The following is a 22,057-nucleotide window of genomic DNA, read 5'->3' as shown; positions in this document are numbered from 1 at the left end:
GGAGAATCGGAGCGATCACGGGGGCGGGGACGGCACGGAGGGCAGGTCGCCGGCGGCCGCGGTGCCGGTGCGCAGACGGCGGCGGGCGGAGTAGCCCGCAAGGCCGACGGCGAGGAGCAGGGTGGCGCCGTAGAACAGCGGGGTCGTCCAGAAGTCGCCCCCCAGCTGGGCGATGCCGGTGAGACCGACGGCCAGGACGGCGACGGCGACGAGCGTGCCCAGGGCGTTGGGGCGGCCGGGTCTGACGGCCGTGGAGCCGAGGAGGGCGCCGGCGAAGGCGGGCAGCAGGTAGTCCAGGCCGACGCTCGGGTTGCCGACCTGCAGCTGGGCCGCGAGCAGCACCCCGGCGAAACCGGTGATCAGCCCGGATGCGGTGAAGGCGTAGACGGTGTACCTGCGGGTCGGGATGCCGAGCAGGTCTGCGGCGCGCGGGTTGGATCCGACGACGTAGAGACCTCGGCCGAGCGGCAGCCGCTCCAGGACCAGCCAGAGGGAGGCTGCGAGGGCCAGCACGTAGAAGGCCGGTACGGGCAGACCGAGGAACGTGGCGTCGTAGAGGTCGGTGAAGCCCGTGGGGAGGCCTCGGGGCCCGGGGACGACGCGGGCACCGCCGGTGACCCATCCGGTCACGGCGTACAGCATGCTGCCGGTTCCGAGGGTGGCGATGAAGGAGTCGATCTGCCCGAACTCGACGATGACGCCGTTGAGGACGCCCACGAGGCCCGCTCCGACGAGTACCGCGAGGCAGGCGAGCGGCCAGGGCCAGTGTCCGTCGACGACGAGCTGCAGCACCATGACGTGCGCGAGGCCGAGGACGTAGCCGATGGAGAGGTCGAACGCGCGGGTGACGATGGGGGCCATGGCGGCGAGCGCGAGGACGGCCGGGATCGACTGGGTGGACAGGATCGAGTCGATGGTCTCCCGAGTGGGGAAGGTGCGGGGCAGGGCGAGGGAGAAGACCAGGAAGAGCAGGGCCGTCAGGGCCAGGAGGCCGTAGGCGGCGGCCAGGTGGCCGCCGGGCCGGCGCCGGGGCGGTCGGGGCGGGGCGGGACGGGCGGTCACGGGGTGGTCGCGGTTCCGGGTCCGGGCAGGGCGCAGGCGGCGCGGGTGAGCCCGGAGACCGTCAGGCCCGCACCGCTCAGCTCGGCCGTCGGGGTTCCGCGGACGAAGATCAGGGCGCGTCCGCACACGCGGGTCACCTCCTCGAAGTCGGTGGAGACGAGCAGGGCTCCGAGGCCGGCGGCGAGGGCCTGGTCGAGCAGGCGGTGGACCGTGGTGCGGGCGCCGACGTCCACGCTCGCCGTCGGCTCCTCGAGGATCAGCAGACGCGGGTCCGCGCGCAGCCACCGGCCGATCATGATCTTCTGCTGGTTGCCGCCGGAGAGGACGGCGATGGGGGCCTCGCTGTCACGGGGACGTACCGAGAAGCGGTCGATCAGGGCGGTGGCGTGGGCACGTTCCTGGCCGGGACTGATCCAGTGCGGCGCCGGCCGGCCGCCCGCTCGGGGGTTGGCCAGGAGGTTCTCCCGTACCGTCAGTTCGGCGGCACAGCCCTCCCGTTGCCGGTCGGCGCAGACCAGTCCGACGCCGAGTCGCACGGCGTCCGCGACGGTGCGGGGGTGGTAGGGCCGGCCGCCGAGGAGCACCCGCCCCGCGAGGATCGGCCCGGCGCCCGCGAGGGCGCGGCCCAGGTCCGTGTGCCCGGCGCCCGTCAGGCCGACCAGGCCCAGGACTTCACCGGCCGCGAGTTCCAGGCTGACCGGGCCCACGCCCGGGGCGCGGACGCGGTCGAGGGTCAGGAGGGCCGGCCCGCCAGCACGGACTGCGGCGGGGTGGAAGTCGGCCGGTTCCGAGCCCACGATGTCGCGCACCAGGCGGGCGGGGCCGTGGCCGGCCACCGGACCGTGGCTGACCAGGCGGCCGTCACGCAGGACCGCGAAGGTGTCGGCCACCTGGTACACCTCGTCGAGGCGGTGGGTGACGTAGAGGATGCCGTGTCCTCGGGTGCGCAGGGCGTGCAGGACGCCGAAGAGCCGGGCGCAGTCCACCGCGGGGAGACGGGCGGTGGGCTCGTCGAGGACGATGAGCTTCGCCCGGGTCGCGAGGGCTCGGGCGATGGCGACCAGCGAGCGTTCGGCGGGGGCCAGTTGGGCGACGGTCGCCTCGGGGTCGAGATGTGCGGCGACGGTCCGCAGGGCTTCGGTGCACTGCTCCCTGGTGCGCCGCCAGGAGATCAGCCCGGCGCGGCGCGGGTATCCGGTGCTCAGCGCGATGTTCTCGGCGACCGTCATCCACTCCACCAGACCGAGGTCCTGGTGGATGAAGGACATGCTGCGGGAGGCCTCCCGGGTGCCGAGCGGGTGCCCGGCCACGGTGATCTGCCCCGCGTCGGCGTGGTGAACGCCCGCGAGCACCTTGATGAGGGTGGACTTTCCCGCGCCGTTGGGGCCGAGGAGGGCGAGGACGCTGCCGGCCCGGACGTCCAGGTCGACCCCGGTCAGCGCGAGGGTTCCGCCGAAGCGCTTGCCGAGCCCGCGGACACGGACCAGGGGTGGAGCGTCGTGCACGGACATCTCCGGAGATTCGGCCTGGCTGGTTCATCCCATAAGAACAAAGGGATACTAACGGGGCATATCACTGAATTCCGTTTCAGTCGGCCGTCAGGCCGCGTCCAGCGCGCATTCGGCCCAGATGACCTTGCCCTGGGCGGTGTAGCGGGTGCCCCAGCTCTGCGACAGCTGCGCCACTAGGAACAGACCGCGGCCGCCCTCGTCGGTACTGACCGCCCGGCGCAGGTGCGGGGCGGTGTTGCTGGTGTCGGAGACCTCGCAGATCAGGTTGTGGGCGTGCAGCAGCCGTACCCGGATGGGCCCGGCGCCGTGGCGGACGGCGTTCGTGACCAGCTCGCTGAGGATCAGCTCCGCGGCGAACGCGGTCTCGTCGAGTCCCCAGTCGGCCAGTTGTCGTACGGCGTCCGCGCGGACCTCGCCGACCAGGGCAGGGTCGGCGGCCAGGTCCCAGGTGGCGATCCGGTTCCGGTCCACGGCGTGGGTACGGGCGACCAGCAGGGCGATGTCGTCGCAGGGGTGGTCGGGCGCCACGAGGTCCAGCACGGTCTGGCAGGCCTCGTCGGGGGTGTGCTCGGGGTGCGCCAGGGCTCCGCAGAGGTGGTGGAGCACGTCGTCGACGTCGCGCTCGCGGTCCTCGATGAGTCCGTCGGTGTACAGGACCAGCTGGCTGTCCTCCGACAGGTGCATCTCGGCCGTCTCGAAGGGCAGGCCGCCGAGTCCGAGCGGCGGCCCGGCGGGCAGGTCGGGGAACGAGACGGTGCCGTCGGGGCCGACGAGCACGGGCGGGGGGTGGCCGGCGCGGGCCATGGCGCACTGCAGTGTGGTCGGGTCGTAGACGGCGTACAGACAGGTCGCTCCGACGATGCCGAAGTCCGCTGACTCGGGATCCTCCCGGTCGAGGCGCCCCACGACGTTGTCGAGATGAGCGAGGACCTCGTCCGGCGGGAAGTCCAGTTCGGCGAAGCTGCGTGCGGCGGTGCGCAGGCGCCCCATGGTGGCGGCGGACAGCATGCCGTGGCCCACGACGTCGCCGACGAAGAGGCCCACGCGCGTGCCGGAGAGGGGGATGACGTCGTACCAGTCACCGCCCACGTCGGACTCCGCGGGCAGATAGCGGTGGGCGACGTCGACGGCGTCCAGATCGGGCAGACAGTGCGGGAGCAGGCTGCGCTGCAGGGCCAGGACCATGGCGCGCTCGTGGGTGTACTGGCGGGCGTTGTCCGTGGACAGGGCGGCGCGCGAGGCGAGCTCCTGGGCCAGCGAGCGGTCGTCGTCGCCGAAGGGGGCGGGGTCCTGCGAGCGGTAGAAGCTGGCGACGCCCAGGACGACGCCGCGGGCGACCAGCGGGACGGTGATGAGGGAGTGGACGGCCGCCAGCAGCTGTTCGCCGAGTTCGGGGTCCTGGGCGAGCCAGCCGGCGGCGACCTTCAGGTCCGGTTCCAGCACCGCCTGCCCGCTGACCAGGCACCGCAGCTGCGGCGTGGTCGGGCCGAAGTCGATCCGCTTGCCGACCGGGCTGAAGGGCAGGTCCTCGCGGATGCCGCGCACCACCGTCCGGCGCAGCTCGCCGAGGGGGTCGGCGGACTCCTCGCCGCGCAGGACGGACTCCGGCAGGTCGATCGTGACGAAGTCGGCCAGTCGCGGAATGGCCGTCTCGGCGAGTTCCTCGGCCGTGCGGCGCACGTCCAGGGTGGTGCCGATGCGGGCGCTGGCCTCGGAGAGCAGTTCCAGGCGGCGGCGCGCGGCCAGGGCGTACTCCCCCACCGTCGGCTCTCCCACCAGCACGAGGCCGCTCGCCAGCGGCCGGGAGTCCGCGGGAAGGTCCGGCGCCCCGGCGGGGGTTGTGGGGTAGGCCCGCTCACGGTCGGCACCGCTCCGGACCGGCGCTGCCGCGGCACGGCCGGGCGTCGGGCCGACGTGGACACGGTCCGGTACGAGGAGGACAGGACGGTCTCCGGGCGGCCGCAGGAAGGACAGGGCGGCGAGCCGGGCGCTGCCGACGGCGTCGTCGGCCCGGCTCGGGGCGGCGCCGGGCGGCCGGGAGGCGGGGCCTGTCAGGACGGCTTCGATGGCGATGCCCTCCACCCCGGAGGCGCTGGTCGTCGGCCGGCTGACGAGCGTGACCCGCCGGCCGTCGGACAGGCGCACGTCCACGGCGCCCCGCTGTGCGCAGGAGATCAGCTCGGTGGCCCTGTCCAGGAGAACGGCCCGGTCGCGGGGGTGCAGCTCGGGGGCCAGTTCGTCCAGGCCGATGCGGGTGTGCGACCCCGCGGCGGCGTCGGCCCTGGCGCTCAGGTACGACCGCAGCAGCGCACGCTCACGCACGGAGCTCTGCCCCAGCAGCCGCCGTTCGACGGCCTCGGCCGCCTTGCGGATCACGGTGGCGAGCGCCGGGTTCTCGGCGCCGCGCGGATAGCCGAAGCAGAGGACGCCTTCGATGCACCCGCTGAGCGGGTCACGGACGGGCAGCGCGCGGCAGGCGTTGCCCTGGGCGCGCTCGGCGAAGTGCTCGGCGCCGTAGACCCTGATGAGCTGACGCTCCGCCAGCGCGAGACCGATGCCGTTGGTCCCGGCGTACCGCTCGGCGAACACGAATCCCGGAACGCGCTGGAACGCGGGGAGGGTTCGGACCATGGACGCGTCGCCGAAGCGGCGCAGGAGGACGATCCCGTTCGCGTCGGCGACGGAGATGTTCATCTGGCTGCCGGCGAATGTGAACTGCAACCGGTCGAGCACCGGGAGGGCCGCACGGACGAGCCTGCTGTGCGGATCGAAATCCGTACGGTAGGGAAGATCGGCCTGGTCCGGCGAGAGACCCAGGGACCGGGAGCGCTGCCAGGAACCCAGGATCGGCGACCGTACGCCTCCCTCGACCGCCTCTCCCTGCAGGAACCGCTCACGGGTACGCACCGGCCCCGCCCCGTCGGTCGTACGCCACCTGGGCGTCGGTTCCCTGCCGGATCGCACCACGTCTCGCCTCGCTCGCACTCGCGCCTGTCGCAATTTATGTAAACCCGGCATTGACGAGGATACGGTCATAGCGGTCATGAGTCATGGCATGCCGGGGTGGTCACACTCGGTGAGAGGTCGGGACCGTCCGTCCATGGCCGCGCTCGCGTGACAGCCGCGCCGACCCGGGTACCCGGTCCGAACGCAAGCCCGGACCTCGGCCGGCCCGTTTCGGTGCGGACGCGCAGTTCGAGAGTGCGCTCACGGGGCTCCGCCGACCCCGCGCTCCGGGCGGTGCTCGGCTCGCCTCCTCGCACGGGTCGGCTCAATCCGGCGGTTCCGGCGCCGCGCCGCCGTCCTCACCGCCGCCCCCTTTCCGTTCGTCCGGGCCGGGGGGAGGTTCCTTCACCTCCTCCGGGATGTCCTCCTTGGGCGGCGGGTCCCGCGGAACGGGAGCGGGTGAGTCCGGCTCCTTGCCGTGCGACGCGTTTCGATGGCGGTGCGCATGCCCTTCGGACGCGCCGGCGAACGCAAGGACGGGCTGTCCGAGGAACAGCCGGATCCGAGGGTGGTCAAGAATCAGGAATCGGAGAGGCATCGCTGTGCTCCCGTGGATCGGGGTTCTGTCAGGCTTCCCGCCCTGCCGGACGTGGTCCTGGTAGGCATGGCCGGTCACCGCTCCTCCTGTCGTGCCGCGACTACCCGTCCGGCCCGGAAGCATGCGGCGGCCGGACAACACCGCTTCTGGCTTCCTTGAACAGGAAACAGCCGTCGCGATCCGTCCTCGCCGAGATCTGACGGTGTCTCCGCTCGACTCGCGGCCGCCGCCTTCGAGGCGCACGATGGGCTCAGGGGAACTCCGCCCCGCGAGCCGGTGACAGGCCGTGGGGCCGGCCGAGGAACAGCCATGACCCACACCGAACTTCAGCCGGGCGGCGTCGAATCGGAGAACCATCCCTGGAAGATCCGCCTCGTCAAACACCCGAAGCGGTTTGAATCGTCGCACTTCGTCGCCGCCAAGAAGGCTGCCCACGCGATCCTGCACGCCATGGAGGACCCGGACCTGCCCTACGGGCCGAGACCCGTCGATCCAGGGGCGGGACCGAACGGTTCCGAGCACTGGGAGATGCACCACGGCGGCAGCCTGTGGGTCAGGGGACGCGACCACTGGCTGATGTACCGCGCCCGGGTCGGCATCGAGTGGAGCATGCAGTTCTGCGCCGATCCCGAGAAGGTCGACCGGCTCCGGCAGGAGGCCGCCGAGCTGATCGACGCCTTCCCGCTCACCCTGCCCGCCCTGACGGAACTGGGCTACGGGCACGCCGAGGAGCTGCTGCGCACGCCCATCAAGGACGCCGACGGGGTCGAGGCCTGGACCGACGGCCTGTTCAACTCCTGTGTGCCGCTGAGCCGCGGGAACCACCAGGGGATCCTGCCCAAGGTGCCGGGTGAGCACCACTATCCCTGGCCCGTGAAGGGCGCGGACTTCGTCCGGTTCGACGACTTCCAGCTCTGGGTGACCCTGCCCGACGGCACCCACGGTGCCGTCACCCCGGTGGACCGCCGCGGCTCGGGCGACGGACACGTCCGCCTGGCCTTCGTCCCCGAGGGCAGCGAGGCCTCCGCGACGATCGCGGAGGCGCAGAACCGCGGGCTGATGGCGGTCCTGCCGGCGAACAGTGACGTGGCCATGCAGGCCTTCGCCCGGCAGATCTCCCCGGACCGGCACACCGCCTCCGGTCCCCTGTCCGCCGCCGCGGCACGGCACGGCGGACCCAATTCCGGCTAGCAGGGAGGACGGCATGCCTCGCGCGATCGTCGTCTGCCTCGACGGGACGGGCAACCAGGTGGGCGCCAGCCATCCCACGAACGTGGTCAGGCTGGTGGAGATGCTGGACGCGGACGATCCGGCACGCCAGCTCGTCTACTACGACCCCGGCGTCGGGACCATGTCGTCGGCCACCGCCAACGGGCCGGTCGGCCGCAGGCTCTCCCGCCTGTGGGGGCTGGCCTTCGGCAGCGGGCTGCGGACCAATCTCGCCGAGGCGTACACGTACCTGATGCGGAACTGGCAACCGGGCGACCAGGTGTACGTGTTCGGCTTCAGCCGCGGTGCCTACACCGCCCGGGCACTCGTCGGGATGCTCAACAAGCCCGGCCTCATGCGCCCGGGCTCGGAGAACCTGGTGCCGTACGCCGTGGCGAAGTACTCCTTCAACCAGGACATCGACCGGAGCGAGAAAGAGGTCGCGCGGTTCTCGCACGCGTTCTGCCGGCGCACGGAGAACGAGCCGCTGTGGGCGGAGGTGAAGCAGAACAACCCGCGCCAGGTCTCCCACCACGCCCTGCCGGTGGCCTACCTCGGTGTCTGGGACACCGTGAAGGCGGCAGGTCTGCTGCGGCTGGGCAGTCTGCAGTGGCCGTACACGCACCAGTTGCCGAATGCCGCCCGCATCCGGCACGCGGTGTCGCTCGACGAAACGCGCCGCCCCTACCACGAGTTCCTGGTGACGCGCCGCCCGGCGCCGCGTCAGGACACCGCCGAGGAGGTGTGGTTCACCGGGGTGCACTCCGATGTCGGCGGCACCTTCGCGCATGCCGAGGACGACCCCCTGCTCTCCACGATCCCGCTCAAGTGGATCACCGACGGCGTCACCCAGGACCTGGTGTTCCGGCCCCAGGCCTACGGCACCACCTGCGCGGTCACCGAGGACTTCGCCGGCGCTCCGGTGCACGACAACGGCCCGCTGTGGATCCTCGTGGGCCGGCGCTCCCGTCCCCTGCCCGACGACGCCCTGCTGCACACGAGCGTCAGGCTGCGGCGGGAGCGGGATCCCGGGTACCGCCCGGACCTGCCCGGCCCGCAGGAGCCGGGCCGCTGGGCCGACCCCGACTGGACCAAGCCGGAACCACCGCCCGGCGGTTGAGCACCGTCCGGCCTGTTCCCGCGAAGATCTCACAGCAGACATCTTGACCGGCTAAGTCTCATTACGCAACGCTCTCCTCAGGAGTCGATGACGACGAGGAGGCCGGTCTCGCGATGGAGTGGACGGGCGCACGGTACGCGGACAAACCGACGGTCGAAGTGACGACGTGGATCGACGCACCCCCGGAGCGGGTGTGGGAGCTGGTCTCGGACGTGGGCCTGATGCCGGCCATGAGCGACGAGCTGCAGTCGGTGGAGTGGCTCGACGGCGTCACCGAGCCGGCCGTCGGCGCCCGGTTCGTGGGGCGCAGCAGGCACGAGGCGTACGGGGAGTGGGAGACCACCTCCCATGTCGTCGAGTGCGAACCGCCGCGGGTGTTCGCCTGGGCGGTGCAGGATCCCGCCGATCCGAGCGCCGTCTGGCGCTTCCGGCTCACGCCCAGGGACGGCGGGACCGAACTCTCCCAGTGGATGCAGATGGGTCCGGGACGTTCCGGCCTGTCCGTCGCCATCGACGCGATGCCGGACAAGGAACAGAAGATCGTGTTCGTGCGCCTGCGCGAGTTCGAGCGCAACATCTGCGTCACCCTGGAACACCTCAAGAAGCGGGCGGAGGCGTGATGCGGACCGCGACGACGATCGAGGCGGCGGGCGGGGAGGCCTGGTCGGACCAGACGGACTTCGTGGTCGAGGCCGAGAAGCTGGGGCTCGACATCTGCTGGGTCGCCGAGGCATGGGGCTCCGACGCGCCCTCCGCCCTGGGCTTCTACGCTGCCCGCACGGACCGCATGCTGCTCGGCTCGGCGGTCATGCAGGTCGGCACGCGCACCCCGGTGGCGCTGGCCCAGACGGCCATCACCTTGTCCAACCTCTCCGGGGGGCGCTTCCTGCTGGGCCTGGGACCCTCCGGCCCGCAGGTGATGGAGGGGTTGCACGGGGTCCCCTTCGCGCGGCCGCTGGCCCGGGTCCGCGAGACCGTGGAGATCGTGCGCCAGGCGATGGAGGGCACCAGGATCTCCTACTCCGGCAGCGAGTTCCGGATCCCGCTGCCGGACGGGGACGCCCGGCCCATGCGGCTCTCCATGCGCGCCGAGCACCGGATACCGGTCTATCTGGCCGCCCTGTCCCCCGCCATGCTCCGGCTGACGGGGCAGGTCGCGGACGGCTGGCTCGGCACGAGCTTCGTACCGGAAGGCGCCGCGCAGGCCTACTTCGCGCCACTCGACGAAGGCCTGGCCCGCAGCGGGCGAGGCCGCGCCGACCTGGACGTCTGCCAGGGCGCCGAGGTGTCGTTCGCGCCGGACGAGGAGGCGCTGGGCGCCATGGTCGCCGGCCGCAAGAAGGAACTGGCGTTCAGCCTCGGCGGGATGGGCTCGGCCTCGACCAACTTCTACAACCAGGCGTACAGCCGCCAGGGCTGGGCGGAGGTGGCCGCGGAGGTACGCGAGCGGTGGCAGGCTGGTGACCGGGACGGAGCTGCACGTCTGGTCACGGACGAGATGGTGCTCGCCACCACGCTGATCGGCACCGAGGACATGGTGCGGCAGCGGCTGAGCGTGTGGCGCGACGCCGGTGTGAACACCGTCCGCCTCTATCCGGCCGGGGACACCCTGGACGCCCGGCTCGCCACGCTGGGCCGGGCGATCGAGCTGGTCCGTGAAGTGGGCGACGCCTCATGAGTCCCGCGCGCCCGTCCTTCGCCGACTGGCCGTGCTCCGTGGCCCGCACGGTGGACATCATCGGTGACGCCTGGACGTCGCTGATCCTGCGGGAGGCCTTCTACGGCAGCTGCCGGTTCGACGAGTTCCAGCAGCAGCTGGGCATCGCCCGCAACACGCTGACCGACCGGCTGCGCCGCCTCGTCGACGAAGGCCTCATGGAGAGGCGGCTCTACGAGAGCGAGCCTCCGCGCCACGAGTACCGCCTGACGGAGAAGGGGCGTGACTTCTTCCCGGTCCTCGCCGCCCTCACCCGCTGGGGCGACCGGTGGCTCGCGGGTGCGGAGGGGGTGCCCGTCACGCTCCATCACGAAGCGTGCGACCAGGACGCCCACGCCGAGGTGGTCTGCTCCTCGTGCGGCGAGCCGATGCGATCCGAGGACACGTCCGTGCGGATGGGTCCCGGCTATCCGGAGCGGCTCAGGACGCGGCCCGACGTGCAGCGCCGTTTCGCTCAGTCCTGAGGGCGATGCCGCCCGCGTTCGTGGACCGTTGCGGGGTCGACGGGCGGGAAGGCCTCCCTGAGCCGGGCGAGGAGGGCCTTCGCCGCCGGAGTGGCGGGCCCGTGCGCCGGCCATGCGAGAGCGATCCGGCCGCGGAGGCCCGGGGCGGTCAGGGGGAGGGTGCGCAGGCCGGCGGCGGCCGCCGTCCCGGACGGCAGCTCCGGGACGACGGCAACCCCGAGACCGCGGGCCGCGAGGCGCGCCACCAGGGTCGGCGCTGCGGCTTCGAAGGCGACGCGCGGGGAGAAACCGGCCTGGGCGCAGGCGCGTTCGAGTGTCCCGCGCAGACCGGTGCCGCGGGGAAGGCAGATGAGCGGCCGGCCGGCGAGGGCTGCCTGCACCGGATGACCGACCGTCTGGCACGGCGCGACGCCGCCGCCCTCACCCCGCACGAACTCGTTGCCGCACTGCGGGACAACGCTCATCACCCGGGGAAACCACCGGTGGGCGGGCCGCCGGCGGCACTCGGACACGACGTGATCCACGGGCTGGACATCACCGTCGCGCTCGGCCTCGGCCGGCAAGTCCCGCAGGAGCGCCTGCGGATCGTCCTGGACACCGTCGCGCCGCGAACACTTCGCTTCTTCGAGGCGGACCTCGGCGACGTCGAACTGCGCGCCACCGATCTGGAGTGGTCGTACGGCAGGGGCACTCAGGTGCCGCGCCCCGCTCAGGAGCTTCTTCTGCTCGCGTACGGGCGCAAACTCCCGGCGGCACGCACGGACGGGTGATTCCTGCTTCCCTGTCCCACCAGAGTCGCCGGTCAGGGGGGTGGAGGTGGCGCGCGGGAGGGCAGCAGGCATGATCACCGCGTGGACAAGACATGGCGGGGCTGGGCGGCGCGGTGGGCGATCGCTCTGGTGTGGTTCTACGAGGGGTTCTGGTGCAAGATCTGGCCGGGGCGGGCGGATCAGCGGGCGATCGTGGGGGACGTCCCGTTCCTGCCCGGATGGGCGGTGACGGGGGCGCTCCTCGCGATCGGCCTGGCCGAGGTCGCGATCGGCGTGTGGGTGCTGAGCGGGCGGCGGGCGCGGGCGGCAGCGATCGTACAGACCGTGCTGGTGGTGGCGTTCAACACGGGCGGCCTGCTCTTCGGCGCCGACCGGATCGACGAGCCCGGGCGGCTCGTGACACAGGACCTGGCCTTCCTGGCGCTGATCTGGCTGGTGTCGTGGACGGAGGACGAGTGAGCGGGACACCCTGGGCGCGCGGTCGGCTGCTCGGCGGGTTCGGCGGCCCGCGCCTCCTCTTCGGGCGGATGTACGAGGACTGGGGTGTCGAGCTGGCGGTCTTCCCGCCGGCGGGCGCGCGGGTGCTGTGCATCGCCTCGGCAGGTGACACGGCGGCAGCCCTGGATACGGCGGGGTACGACGTGACGGCCGTGGACGTCAATCCGGTGCAGCTCGCCTACACGCGCGAGCGGCTGGCCGGCGGTGCGACCCGGGAGGGAACGGCCGAGGCGGTCATGCGCCTGGGCCGGGGCACCGCGGCCCGGCTGCTGCCCGCCTGGCGCCGGACGGAGCTGCACGACTTCCTGGCCCTCGACGATCCGCAGGAGCAAGCCCGCCGCTGGCGGGAGGAGTTGGACACACCGGGGCTGCGCCGGCTGATGCGGGTCGCACTGCGGCCCGGCGGAGCCCTGGCGGTGGCCCTGCGACCGTCGTTCGCCGGAGTCGTCCCACAGCGTTTCGACGAGGTGCTGAGGCGGCGCCTCGAACGGACCGTGTGCGGGCATCCCAACGCGGGCAATCCGTGGCTGTGGCGGCTGCTGGCAGGGGCCGAGCCGCCGCGGACTCCACCGCCCCGGGCACCAGGCGTCCGGCTGGTCCACGACGACGTGGTGCACGCGTTGGAGCAGGCGCCGTGCGGTGCCTTCGACGCGGTGACGCTCTCCAACGTGCTGGACGGGCCCGGCCCCGGCTTCGCCCGGCGGCTGCGGGCGGCGGTGCGCCACGCGGTGCGGCCGGGCGGCGTGGTGGTGCTGCGCAGTGCCCGGGAGCCGGGCCCTGGCGGGCCGGGTTGGGCGGCGCAGGACAGCTCGGTGCTGTGGGGTGTGGTGCGCGTGGTGCGCCTCGGGGGCGAGGGCGCGGATCGGAGGATCGAGCCGTGAGGTATCTGCTGCAGCGTCATCCCGTGCCCATACGCACGCGCTTCGCGCACTCTCTGGTGCTGACGTACGCGCTGCCCGCCGAGCTGCTGCGCCCGCTGGTGCCGCCGGGCCTGGAACTGGACACCTACGGGGAGCACGGGTTCGTGGCGGCCGCGCTGGTCGACACCCGCGCCCTGCGACCGGCGGGCCTGCCCGCCCGCCTCGGGGCGGACTACCTGCTCACCGGCTACCGGGTCTTCACCCGCTTCCGCACCCCGGGCGGCCGCGTCATGCGCGGACTGCGCATCCTGCGCAGCGACACCGACAGCAGGGTGATGGCGCTCGGCGGCAATCTGATGACCCGCTACAACTACCGCCTGGCCCGGATCGGCACCCGTGTCGAGTCCGGCATGCTGGAGTTCCGGGTGGACAGCGCCGACGGCCGGGCGGATCTGCACGTGCGGGCCGATCTCGGCAGCGCGCCGGCGCCGCTGCCCGCCGGCAGCCCGTTCGCGGACGCGCGCGCCGCCCGGCGCTTCGCGGGCCCGCTCCCGTACACCTTCGAGTACGAACCGCAGACCCGCTCGATGATCGTGGTCAAGGCGGTCCGCGCGCACTGGGACCCGCAGCCGGTCTCCGTGGACGTGCGCCGGCTGACGTTCTTCGACCACGCCCCGTTCGCCGGAACGCGGCCGGTCCTCGCCAACGCCTTCCATGTCGCCGATCTGGAGTACGGCTGGGAACGGGGCCTGCGCCGGAGCGAGACCGGCGGTGAGCGGTGACCCGCCGCTCCGGCGTCCGGGACGTGATCGCCTACAACTGGCCGCGGTACACGGCCGGTCTGGCCACGGCGGCGGCCTCGGCCGCGGTCGCCCGCCGGCTGCCACCGCCCCTGCGCACCATGGCCCGGGCGGGCTCCGTCGCCGCGGTCGGTCTGCTCACCTCTGCCACGGTCGCGAGCTGGCTCGTCTACGACCGCTCGGAACTGTACGGCTACGACTGGCTGGACGCGCTGCTGCCGCAGGCGCCGACCGCGCACGTGGTGGTGGGCACCGGCCTCGACGAGGCGAGTGTCCCGCTGGCCGACCGCTGGCCGGCCTCCAGGCAGACCACCGTCGACCTCTACGACCCGGCCGTGATGACCGAGGGGTCGGTGCGCCGCGCCCGGCGCAGGGTGCCCCCGCCGCCGCACGCGGTACCCGGCCGGGCGGAGGCGCTGCCCGTGCTCCCGGCCATGGCGGATGCCGTCTTCCTGGTGTTCGCCGCCCACGAGCTGCGGCGGGCGCGGGACAGGGAGCGGCTGTTCGCGCAGTGCGCCCGGGCGCTGCGCCCCGGCGGGCGCCTGGTCCTGGTCGAGCACCTGCGGGACTGCGCGAACACGGCCGTCTTCGGACCGGGAGCCTGGCACTTCTTCCCTCGCGCAGAGTGGCTCCGGCTGGCCGCGTACGCCGGGCTGCGTCCGGCGGCCGAGCGCCGCGTCGCGGGCCTGGTCACGGCGTTCGCCTTCACCAGGGAGCCGGCGTGACCGAACTGCTCACGCTCACCTCGCAGTTGCGCCTGGTCGGCCTGGCGCTCGTGGGCATGGGGCTGCTGCACGTGGTCCTGCCGCGCATCCTGGGCTGGCCGGGCGACCTCGGCGGCAGCAGCCTGCTCACCCGTCAGGTCTCCTACGCGCACGTGTTCTTCATCGGCCTGACCTGCGTGCTGCTCGGCGCGCTGCCGCTGGCGTTCTCCCATGAGCTGCTGAGCGGCGCGCCGCTGCCGACGGCCCTGCTGTGCGGACAGACCCTGTTCTGGGGCCTGCGCTGGGTCATGGAGTTCGCCTACTTCTCACCGCGGCTGTGGCGGGGGCACCGGTTGCGGACGGCGGGCCACCTCGCACTGTCGGTGCTGTGGACGTGGGTGACCGCTGTGTTCACCCTGGCGACGGCGCACGCGGTGGGCTGAGGAGTGCCGGATGCGCGGCCTCGCCCCGGGCCATGGTGCCGGTGCCCGGCCGGCCGGCGTCAGTCGCCCGGCCGTCCCTTCTCCCGGTCCGGCAGGTAGCTGGCCAGGCCGCGCAGGATGATCTCGACACCGATGTCGAACCGCTCGTCGGAGGAGTCCGACACCATCAGCCCGGACAGGGCGCGCAGATGGGGGAAGTCCTCCTCGGGCAGGGCCGAGAAGTAGTTCCGCATCTCCTCGGCCATCTCGCGCCAGTCGGGGCGGGCCAGGGAGGAACCGTCACCGCCGTGCTGGTCGGCCCGGTCCTGCCACATGCCCTCCTCCAGGACGAACCCGTCGATGTAGGTGGAGATGAGGTCCCCGGCCTCCGCCGCGATGCGGTCGGGCAGCCCGGCGGTGCGGAAGACGGCGAGCAACGCCTCGACGTGCGGCAGCAGTTCGGCCGTGAAGGGGACGTGGGCCATGGAGATCCTGGCCATGTCCCGGTGGGACCGCAGGCGCCGCCGTCCGGAGCGGGCGTAGTCCCGCACCTGCTCCTGCCATCGCTCCGGGTCGGGTTCGGGCATTTCGAAGCCGTCGAAGAGCCGCGCGTACATCAGCTCCAGCAGGTCGTCCTTGGACCTGACGTGGGCGTAGAGGGCGGAGACCGTGACCCCCAGCTCGGCCGCGACCTGGCGCATCGACAGCCCGTCGAGCCCCTGGCGGTCGAGCACGGTGAAGGCGGCTTCGACGACCCGCTCGCGGGACAGTGGTGCGCGCGCGGGGGCGACGCGGGTGCGCGTGGGGCGCTCGCGCTCCCAGGGGGACGGCGGAGGGGTTGCGGGGGTGTTCGAGGCCGCGTCGGTCATGCCGACAGTTTAGGCACTGGGAGAACAGTGTTCACCTTCACTGAGCGGCGCGCTTGACTGAGACGCGATATATCTTGTCCCGGCGCCGAGCTTGCGCTATATCTTAATGAACGCCGTTCTCCAGGTGAGCACTGTTCTGTTAGTGTGAACAGTGTTCTGTCGCGCGTACGGTCACCCGACACCCCGGGGCGTACCAGCACCAGCGCACCGGGCAGTCACATCCATCCGTCCCACCGCGCCCGCGGATCCTCACCGCGGCGCGGCCCATGTGCGAGGAGTTCCGATGTCCACCACCGGTGTCGCGTCCGCCGAGACGCCCACCGACTCGCCAGCGCCCTACCGATGGCGCTGGGCTGCGCTCTTCGTGATCCTCGCGGCCGAGGTGATGGATCTCCTCGACGCAGTCGTCACGAACATCGCCGGCCCCTCCATGCGGGCCGACCTGGGCGGCGGCGCCTCCACCCTGCAGTGGCTCGCCGCCGCGTACACGCTCTCGATGGCCGTCGGCCTCGTCACCGGAGGGCGGCTCGGCGACATTCACGGGCGCCGCCGGATGTTCCTGGTGGGAGCCGCCGGCTTCACCCTGGGCTCGCTGCTGTGCGCGACATCCGTGTCGCCCGAGATGCTGATCGGCGCACGTGTCGTCCAGGGCCTGTTCGGCGCGGTCATGCTGCCGCAGGGCCTCGGCATGATCAAGGAGATGTTCCCGCCGAAGGAGTCGCAGAAGGCCTTCGGCATGTTCGGCCCGGTCATGGGCCTGTCCGCGGTGTGCGGGCCGATCCTGGCGGGCTGGCTGGTGGACGCCGACTACTTCGGCACCGGCTGGCGGATGATCTTCCTGATCAACCTGCCGCTGGGTGCCGCGGCCTTCCTCGGTGCCCTGCGCTATCTGCCGAGGGGCCGCTCCGGGACCAAGCCGCGCCTCGACATCGCCGGCATGCTCCTGGTCTCGCTGGCCGCACTGCTCATCATCTTCCCGCTGGTCCAGGGCCGTGAGTACGACTGGCCGGTGTGGACGTTCGTGATGATGGCCGCCTCGGTGGCCGTGTCCTTCCTCTTCGCCAAGTACGAGTCGCGCCGCAGCAAGGACGGCCGGGACCCGCTGGTCGTCCCCAGCCTGTTCCGCAAGCGCGGGTTCAGCGGCGGCATGGCCCTCGGGCTGGTCTTCTTCTCGACCATGCAGGGCTTCATGCTGGTCTTCAACCTCTACACCCAGATCGGCCTCGGCTATTCGCCGCTCAAGGCCGGCCTGGTGATGGTGCCCTGGTCCGGCGGCATGATCGTCGGCTTCGGGATCGCCCAGGGCGTCGCCCGGTTCGGGCGGGCCGTACTGCAGGCCGGCACGCTGGTCATGGCGCTGGGTGTGTTCGGCGTGTGGCTGACCCTCGACATGGTCGGCAGCGGTGTCGGCCCCTGGCAGCTCCTGCCCTCCCTGCTCGTCACCGGCGTCGGCATGGGCCTGCTCATGGCACCGTTCTTCGACATCGTGCTCGCCAGTGTCGAGCAGCACGAGACGGGTTCGGCGTCCGGCACGATGACCGCGATGCAGCAGCTCGGCGGCGCCTTCGGCGTGGCCATCCTCGGCACCGTGTTCTTCGGCCTGCTGGGCGGCGGGATCGCCTCCGCCGTGGACCACCACTCGGGCGGTCTGCGGGGCCAGTTGGCCGCCGCGCACGTCGCGCCCGCCGCTCGGGACCGCATCGTGACGGACCTGCGCGCCTGCGCCTCGGACCGCGCCGTCGCCAAGGATCCCGCCGCGACCCCGGCGTCCTGCACGCGGCTGGAGAAGGACACCCGGTCCGCCGTGACCTCGCCCCAGGCCGGGGCCCGGATACCGGCGGCGCTCAAGTCCACCGCGTCGTCGGCCTTCCAGAGCGGCTTCGGATCCGTCATGAAGACGGTGCTGTGGATCGTGGACGGCATGCTCGCCCTGACCTTCCTGCTCGCGTTCCTCCTGCCCCGCCACGCACGCCCCGAGGGCTCCGCCGGGCACTGAGCCCCGGCCGCGTCCGCACAACGAAGTACGGCCGCCGGCCCCCTCCTCAGGGGTGCCCGGCACCCGGACCGGTACGTCAAGCGCTCCCACCGCGCCCGCCTGCTGATCGGCGACGGCGTCCTCGCCGCCACCGGTACGGCGTGGAAGCAGCAACGCCGCCTGTTGCAGTCCCAGTTCACCGGCACCGGAATGCGCCGCTACGAACAGCGGATCGTCGGGGCCGCCCGGACCACAGCCGGGCGCTGGAACGGCTACGCCCGTACCGGGCAGACCGTCGATGTCGCCCGGGAGATGCGCCGCTTCGCCCTGGACGCCATCTGGCGCTCACTCACCGGGCACCCTCTCGACGACGGAACCGAGCACGAACTGGCCGCCGTCGCGGCCGTGGCGGCCGCCCTTCCGACGCTGCCCGCCGGTGCCACCGACGCCGAGGGCGCCGTCGCCGCCGATCTCGCCAGGATCGACGCGGTCGCCCGGCACGCCGTCGGGGCCGCCCGCGACGGGGCGGCCGGCCCCGACGGCCCGGGCCTGCTGCACGTCCTGGTCGAGGCCGCCGCCGAGCGGCCCGAGTACACCGACCGCCTGATCCGCGACGAGCTGGTCACGCTGCTCGTGGCCGGGCACGAGACCACCGCGAGCACCCTGACGTGGCTCTACCTGCTCCTCGACCGGCACCCCGCCGCCCGCGAACAGGCTCTCGCCGCCGGCGCCGAGGGCTCGGCACAACGCCGTCAGGCCATCCAGGCCCTGGTTCACGAGACGCTCCGGCTCTATCCCTCCGCATGGATCCTGCCCCGCCACGCGACCGAGGACGACACCCTCGCCGGCTACGCGGTCGAGGCGGGCACCGACATCCTGACCTGCCCGTACCTCACGCACCGCGATCCCGGACTGTGGCCGGACCCCGAGCGCTTCGCCCCCCGGCGCTTCCTCGCCCCGGACGGGCGCCCCGCCCACCCGGGCGCCTACTTCCCCTTCGGCATCGGCGCCCGCGCCTGCCTCGGCCTGCAGTTCGCGCTCCGCGAGACGACCATCCTGCTGGAACACCTGCTCCCGGCCCACATCCCGGCCTTCTCCTCCGTCCCCACGAAGGCGGCGTACGGCATCACCGTCCGCCCCGACGGCCCCACCCCGGCGACGCTGGAAGCTCCGGGCGCCTGAGGTCTCCCGGCGGCCCGGACGGTCCGGGAGCCGGTCGGCCCGCGTTCACCCGGCGAACCCGGGCGATCTACGCTACGACTTCGGCGGCGCCCCCACCGCCCGACCCGCACCGTCCCGAAAGGACGAGCCCGTGCTCACGTCGTACGCAGCCCACTTCGACACGCCCGCCGGGTATCTCGACTTCGCACGGTTCGGTCCGCCGTCGCGGGACGCCGTGGCCGCCACCGCGCGCGCCATGGAGGAGTCCGCCGGCGCCGACCACACCACCGTGGACACTCTGATGGGCGCGGAAGGGGTCGCGCGGGACACGGCCGCCCGGCTCGCGGGCACGGACGCCCGGCACACCGTGCTGCTCCCCAACGCGTCCACCGGTCTGTTCCACGCCGCCCTCGGCATTCGGGACGGTGTGGTCCTGGCGCCGCGCACCGACTTCCCGGCCAACCACTATCCGTGGCGCCGCACGGCGGGCCTGGGCCGGGCCACGCCGCGCTGGCTCGACCCGGCGCCCGGCGGCGGGGTCACCCCCGACCTGGTCCGCGCCGCGCTGACCGACGACGTCGTGGCCGTGTCCGTCAGCGCCGTCGACTTCCGCACCGGCTTCCGTGCCGACCTGGCCGCCCTGCGCGAGGCGATCGGACCGGACCGGCTGCTGATCGTGGACGCCATCCAGGCGTTCGGCGTGGCCGTGATGCCCTGGGACGCGGCCGACGTGCTGGTCGCGGGGGGTCAGAAGTGGCTGCGCGCGGGATGGGCCACCGGCTTCGCGACGCTGTCCGATCGCGCGCTGGAATCCCTGGAGCCGGTCCTCACCGGATGGACGGGCGTCGAGGACGTCGGCCTCTTCGACGGAACGGAGCACCCGCCCGCCCCCGACGCGCGCCGGTGGTCGATCACCAATCTCAGCCCGGTGACGGCCGCCTCGTTCGCGGCCGCACTTGACCTCGTCGAGCGGCACACAGTCGCGGCGATCGAGGCCGCGATCGCCGCGCGGATCGCCGAACTCACCGATGTCGTCCGGGAGTACGGCGGCCACGTCCTCTCCCCCACCGACCCGGCGCGGCGTGCGGGCATCCTCTCCTTCACGATGCCGGACCACGATCCGTCCCTCGTCGCGAAGTCCTTGCATGCCGAGGGTGTCACGCCGACGGTTCGCACCGACTCGCTCAGGCTCTCCCCGCACGCCTCGACCCCGCCGGAGGCGTCCGATCGGGTCGCTGCCGCGCTGTCGTCGCTGCGGAACTGACCCCGGCCGGCGGGACGATCTCCCGCTTCAGGATCTTGCCGGTGGGTCCCTCGGGCAGTGCGTCGGGTGCCGGCCGCCCGGAGTACGGCGTAGTGGACGAGGGCGAGCTCCGGCACGTTCGGCAGCATGATCGCGACTCGCGATGCGGCCGGGTCCGGGCGGCGCCGACCAGTTGGGACGCGAGGTTCGGCATCGCCCGTGCGGTGCTGCCGACCGGAGCGAGCGACCAGGGCCGGGCAAAACGCGGCCGGCCTCCGACGCGGGACCGCAGCAGCACCGACCGCGCCGGCTGAGGCGGCGGTCGGCAGCAGCACCTGGGCCCGCTTCCCCCCTGGCCTGGTCGGGCCGGCTGCGTACCGTGCCGAGCGGTGCCGGTCCCCCGGCTACAGCTGTCCCGCGGCCATGGGCGCGGAGTGGAGTTCGCGTACCAGCTGCGGGGTGAGCAGTTCACCGGCGCGGTCGGCGAGGACGGCCATTTCGTAGCCGACCAGACCGACGTCGCACCCCTCGGCCGCCAGGACGCCGAGGCAGCTTCCTCGGCCGTGGCCAGCTCCCGCAGTGCAGCGAGCCCGTCGCTCAGTCGGCGGTCGGCGCGTGTCGCGGTCTCCGTGACCGGGTCGACGGCGTCGAGGGCGTCGATCGCGTCGGTGTAGAAGGTGAGGGTCACCGCCCTGTCGGCGGTGCCCCGGTCGGCAGCGGCACGGATGCCGGCGAGGCGCCCCAGGTTCCGCCGGACGACACCCTCGACGAGGGTGTCACCCCGCATTGCGCGCAGCGACGACCCCACGCGCGTGCGCGTGGCGTCCAGCGCGGGCCGGAACGCCTTCTCCCCTCCCAACAGGCCGTTGGTCAGGCCGCGTTCGCGTTGCAGCTGGTGCACCAGGGCCTGGATCCGCAGGCTGAGACCGACCTCGGTACGGGTCGTCCGGGCAGCGCCGAGGTCCTGGACGCGGTCGTGCACCGCGAGACCCGCCACCGCCGGCAGCAGGCAGATCGGGACCGTGATGACCACCGCCACCCGGCCCCTGATGCTGCGCCAGCCGGGCAGCGGCCGCCGGCCCGGACCGGTTCGGCCGCGGTGCCGGCTTCCTGAGCTGCTTCTGCACGAACTCCGCTTGTACGAACGGCCCTTGCGGACCGCACCGAGCCTGCCGAGCAATGGCCGTAACGGCTCCCACACCCTCATACGTCATGAAGCTAGCCCGACCGCCGGCCCGGGCGGTTTCCGATCCGTAAGGCCGCAGGGGAAGTTCGGTTGTGCCACCCTCACACGGCGGGCGAGCAGAGTGTGACCGCGTCCGGCACGACACGGATGGCGACGGCGGCGGGGCTTCGCGTCCGGGCGCGCGACCGTTCGGACCGTCAGGCGGCTCCCCCGCCTGCGCCCGGTGTCGGGCCCGCCGCGATCGAGAAGGCGAGCACCAGGCCGTCGTCGGTGGCGCGCGCCGAGGTGAGTGCGACGCCATGGGGCAGTCCGGTGACGGCCACGGTCCGGGGTTCGAGCCTGTCCCGCAGCCCGGAGGCGGCCGGCAGGGCATCCAGGTCGTCGACCGCCATGCTGCGGCCGAGAACGGTCACCGTCGTGGGCGTGACGGTGAAAGTGTCCGGGGTCGTGGACACCTCGGCCCGTACGGTGACCGGGAGCCCGAGGCGGCCGACGCTCCCGCCGAGGATCAGATCGCCGTCCTGGCCACCTGCTGTCAGGCCGTCCCCCAGTGCGCCCATGCGGCGGGACACCTGGTCGTACCCGACGGTGGCGGTCCCGGTGCCGCCGGCGCTGTCGCCGTCCGTCGTGACGTCCTTCAGGCGGACGTTCACATCCATCACCGCGTGCTGACGGTGTACGCCCTTGGCGCTCAGCTCGACGTCGCCGATCTCCCCGCCGAGGGTGCGCAGCCCCGCGAGCGGCGTGGTCAGGTCGGCGTGCACCGGGCCTTGCGGCTTCAGCCGGCGCGACGCCTGGATGTCGATCCGCTCCTCGGTCCGATGCTCGACCAGGAGATCGGTCGTGCAGACCAGGGCGGCCAGTGCCGCGCCGATCGCGGCGAGGATGCGGGGCTTGTTCCGAAGGATGCGGGTCACGAGCTCACTTGCTCCGAATCGGTCG

General features: G+C 72.9%; 20 protein-coding genes and 2 pseudogenes. 14 read left to right on the top strand and 8 right to left on the bottom strand.

Annotated elements, in window-relative coordinates:
* Positions 1 to 15: 15 nt before the first annotated feature.
* The 3 genes from FB157_RS38845 to FB157_RS38835 form a co-directional block, all read right to left on the bottom strand.
* Entirely contained in the window at positions 16 to 1,062 is a 1,047-nt protein-coding gene (locus FB157_RS38845; protein ID WP_145885435.1) for an ABC transporter permease, read from the bottom strand.
* On the bottom strand, positions 1,059 to 2,573 hold the full coding sequence (locus FB157_RS38840) for a sugar ABC transporter ATP-binding protein (RefSeq protein ID WP_145885434.1): 1,515 nt from the start codon (positions 2,571 to 2,573) through the stop codon (positions 1,059 to 1,061). Before FB157_RS38840 ends, FB157_RS38845 begins: the two co-directional genes overlap by 4 nt.
* A gap of 87 nt (positions 2,574 to 2,660) precedes the next feature.
* Entirely contained in the window at positions 2,661 to 5,540 is a 2,880-nt protein-coding gene (locus FB157_RS38835) for a SpoIIE family protein phosphatase (protein WP_261386812.1), read from the bottom strand.
* Between the two features lie 853 nt (positions 5,541 to 6,393).
* On the opposite strand from FB157_RS38835, the gene FB157_RS38830 reads away from it, so the two are divergent.
* The 5 genes from FB157_RS38830 to FB157_RS38810 all read left to right on the top strand — a co-directional run bounded on the left by FB157_RS38830 (position 6,394) and on the right by FB157_RS38810 (position 10,627).
* Positions 6,394 to 7,308, top strand: a complete 915-nt coding sequence (locus tag FB157_RS38830) for a DUF6424 family protein (RefSeq protein ID WP_398947954.1) — start codon at positions 6,394 to 6,396, stop codon at positions 7,306 to 7,308.
* Positions 7,309 to 7,321: 13 nt separating this feature from the next.
* The gene (locus FB157_RS38825; RefSeq protein WP_145885431.1) at positions 7,322 to 8,446 is read left to right on the top strand and encodes a DUF2235 domain-containing protein; all 1,125 of its coding nucleotides are present in this window, start codon (positions 7,322 to 7,324) and stop codon (positions 8,444 to 8,446) included.
* 113 nt (positions 8,447 to 8,559) lie between these two features.
* A complete protein-coding gene (locus FB157_RS38820; protein ID WP_145885430.1) occupies positions 8,560 to 9,066 on the top strand; it encodes an SRPBCC family protein in 507 nt (168 codons plus the stop codon).
* Positions 9,066 to 10,124, top strand: coding sequence for an LLM class flavin-dependent oxidoreductase (locus FB157_RS38815; protein ID WP_145885429.1), 1,059 nt, complete (start codon positions 9,066 to 9,068; stop codon positions 10,122 to 10,124). Before FB157_RS38820 ends, FB157_RS38815 begins: the two co-directional genes overlap by 1 nt.
* A complete protein-coding gene (locus FB157_RS38810; RefSeq protein ID WP_145885428.1) occupies positions 10,121 to 10,627 on the top strand; it encodes a helix-turn-helix domain-containing protein in 507 nt (168 codons plus the stop codon). The genes FB157_RS38815 and FB157_RS38810 overlap by 4 nt, the downstream gene beginning before the upstream one ends.
* Here FB157_RS38810 and FB157_RS48955 read toward each other — a convergent pair.
* Positions 10,618 to 11,007 carry a LysR substrate-binding domain-containing protein gene (locus FB157_RS48955; protein ID WP_315903863.1) on the bottom strand — a complete coding sequence of 130 codons (390 nt, stop codon included), beginning with the start codon at positions 11,005 to 11,007 and terminating at the stop codon, positions 10,618 to 10,620. The two genes, FB157_RS38810 and FB157_RS48955, sit on opposite strands and share 10 nt — an antisense overlap.
* Positions 11,008 to 11,010: 3 nt before the next feature.
* Between FB157_RS48955 and FB157_RS48950 the strand changes: the two genes are divergently transcribed.
* The 6 genes from FB157_RS48950 (at position 11,011) to FB157_RS38780 (ending at position 14,702) form a co-directional block, all read left to right on the top strand.
* Complete coding sequence (locus tag FB157_RS48950) at positions 11,011 to 11,397, top strand: hypothetical protein (RefSeq protein WP_315903862.1); 387 nt, start codon at positions 11,011 to 11,013, stop codon at positions 11,395 to 11,397.
* Positions 11,398 to 11,478: 81 nt separating this feature from the next.
* Complete coding sequence (locus FB157_RS38800) at positions 11,479 to 11,856, top strand: DoxX-like family protein (protein WP_222441008.1); 378 nt, start codon at positions 11,479 to 11,481, stop codon at positions 11,854 to 11,856.
* On the top strand, positions 11,853 to 12,776 hold the full coding sequence (locus tag FB157_RS38795; RefSeq protein ID WP_145885426.1) for a DUF3419 domain-containing protein: 924 nt from the start codon (positions 11,853 to 11,855) through the stop codon (positions 12,774 to 12,776). Before FB157_RS38800 ends, FB157_RS38795 begins: the two co-directional genes overlap by 4 nt.
* A gap of 23 nt (positions 12,777 to 12,799) precedes the next feature.
* Positions 12,800 to 13,537, top strand: a complete 738-nt coding sequence (locus FB157_RS38790; RefSeq protein ID WP_222441007.1) for a DUF2071 domain-containing protein — start codon at positions 12,800 to 12,802, stop codon at positions 13,535 to 13,537.
* Positions 13,534 to 14,280, top strand: coding sequence for a class I SAM-dependent methyltransferase (locus FB157_RS38785; RefSeq protein ID WP_222441006.1), 747 nt, complete (start codon positions 13,534 to 13,536; stop codon positions 14,278 to 14,280). Before FB157_RS38790 ends, FB157_RS38785 begins: the two co-directional genes overlap by 4 nt.
* Positions 14,277 to 14,702, top strand: a complete 426-nt coding sequence (locus tag FB157_RS38780) for a hypothetical protein (RefSeq protein WP_145885425.1) — start codon at positions 14,277 to 14,279, stop codon at positions 14,700 to 14,702. Before FB157_RS38785 ends, FB157_RS38780 begins: the two co-directional genes overlap by 4 nt.
* Before the next feature lie 59 nt (positions 14,703 to 14,761).
* Here FB157_RS38780 and FB157_RS38775 read toward each other — a convergent pair whose 3' ends face one another.
* Positions 14,762 to 15,550 (bottom strand): TetR/AcrR family transcriptional regulator, encoded by a 789-nt coding sequence (locus tag FB157_RS38775; protein ID WP_145885424.1) that lies wholly within the window; start codon positions 15,548 to 15,550, stop codon positions 14,762 to 14,764.
* 283 nt (positions 15,551 to 15,833) lie between these two features.
* Between FB157_RS38775 and FB157_RS38770 the strand changes: the two genes are divergently transcribed.
* The 3 genes from FB157_RS38770 (at position 15,834) to FB157_RS38760 (ending at position 19,950) form a co-directional block, all read left to right on the top strand.
* Complete coding sequence (locus FB157_RS38770; protein ID WP_145885423.1) at positions 15,834 to 17,546, top strand: MFS transporter; 1,713 nt, start codon at positions 15,834 to 15,836, stop codon at positions 17,544 to 17,546.
* 99 nt (positions 17,547 to 17,645) lie between these two features.
* Positions 17,646 to 18,707 (top strand): cytochrome P450, encoded by a 1,062-nt coding sequence (locus tag FB157_RS38765; protein ID WP_145885422.1) that lies wholly within the window; start codon positions 17,646 to 17,648, stop codon positions 18,705 to 18,707.
* 130 nt (positions 18,708 to 18,837) lie between these two features.
* On the top strand, positions 18,838 to 19,950 hold the full coding sequence (locus FB157_RS38760; protein WP_145885421.1) for an aminotransferase class V-fold PLP-dependent enzyme: 1,113 nt from the start codon (positions 18,838 to 18,840) through the stop codon (positions 19,948 to 19,950).
* A 383-nt stretch (positions 19,951 to 20,333) separates the two neighbouring features.
* Here FB157_RS38760 and FB157_RS48945 read toward each other — a convergent pair.
* The 3 genes and pseudogenes from FB157_RS48945 to FB157_RS38750 form a co-directional block, all read right to left on the bottom strand.
* Positions 20,334 to 20,486 (bottom strand): annotated as a pseudogene (locus FB157_RS48945) (dynein regulation protein LC7); the annotation flags it as partial.
* A 47-nt stretch (positions 20,487 to 20,533) separates the two neighbouring features.
* Positions 20,534 to 21,136 (bottom strand): annotated as a pseudogene (locus tag FB157_RS48940) (nitrate- and nitrite sensing domain-containing protein); the annotation flags it as partial.
* Between the two features lie 176 nt (positions 21,137 to 21,312).
* Complete coding sequence (locus tag FB157_RS38750; RefSeq protein ID WP_145885419.1) at positions 21,313 to 22,032, bottom strand: LmeA family phospholipid-binding protein; 720 nt, start codon at positions 22,030 to 22,032, stop codon at positions 21,313 to 21,315.
* Between the last annotated feature and the right edge of the window lie 25 nt (positions 22,033 to 22,057).

Origin of the sequence: Streptomyces sp. BK340, assembly GCF_007827595.1 — a bacterium.
GTDB lineage: Bacteria > Actinomycetota > Actinomycetes > Streptomycetales > Streptomycetaceae > Streptomyces.
Note: the sequence above shows the minus strand (reverse complement) of the source record. Positions and strands in the feature narration are given on the sequence as shown.

What these genes read in the sequence shown, in the direction of transcription:
- FB157_RS38840 (WP_145885434.1), bottom strand. Translation starts at nt 2,573, where the DNA reads ATGTCCGTGCACGACGCTCCACCCCTGGTCCGTGTCCGCGGGCTCGGC.
- FB157_RS38825 (WP_145885431.1), top strand. Translation starts at nt 7,322, where the DNA reads ATGCCTCGCGCGATCGTCGTCTGCCTCGACGGGACGGGCAACCAGGTG.
- FB157_RS38820 (WP_145885430.1), top strand. Translation starts at nt 8,560, where the DNA reads ATGGAGTGGACGGGCGCACGGTACGCGGACAAACCGACGGTCGAAGTG.
- FB157_RS38815 (WP_145885429.1), top strand. Translation starts at nt 9,066, where the DNA reads ATGCGGACCGCGACGACGATCGAGGCGGCGGGCGGGGAGGCCTGGTCG.
- FB157_RS38810 (WP_145885428.1), top strand. Translation starts at nt 10,121, where the DNA reads ATGAGTCCCGCGCGCCCGTCCTTCGCCGACTGGCCGTGCTCCGTGGCC.
- FB157_RS48950 (WP_315903862.1), top strand. Translation starts at nt 11,011, where the DNA reads ATGACCGACCGTCTGGCACGGCGCGACGCCGCCGCCCTCACCCCGCAC.
- FB157_RS38775 (WP_145885424.1), bottom strand. Translation starts at nt 15,550, where the DNA reads ATGACCGACGCGGCCTCGAACACCCCCGCAACCCCTCCGCCGTCCCCC.
- FB157_RS38770 (WP_145885423.1), top strand. Translation starts at nt 15,834, where the DNA reads ATGTCCACCACCGGTGTCGCGTCCGCCGAGACGCCCACCGACTCGCCA.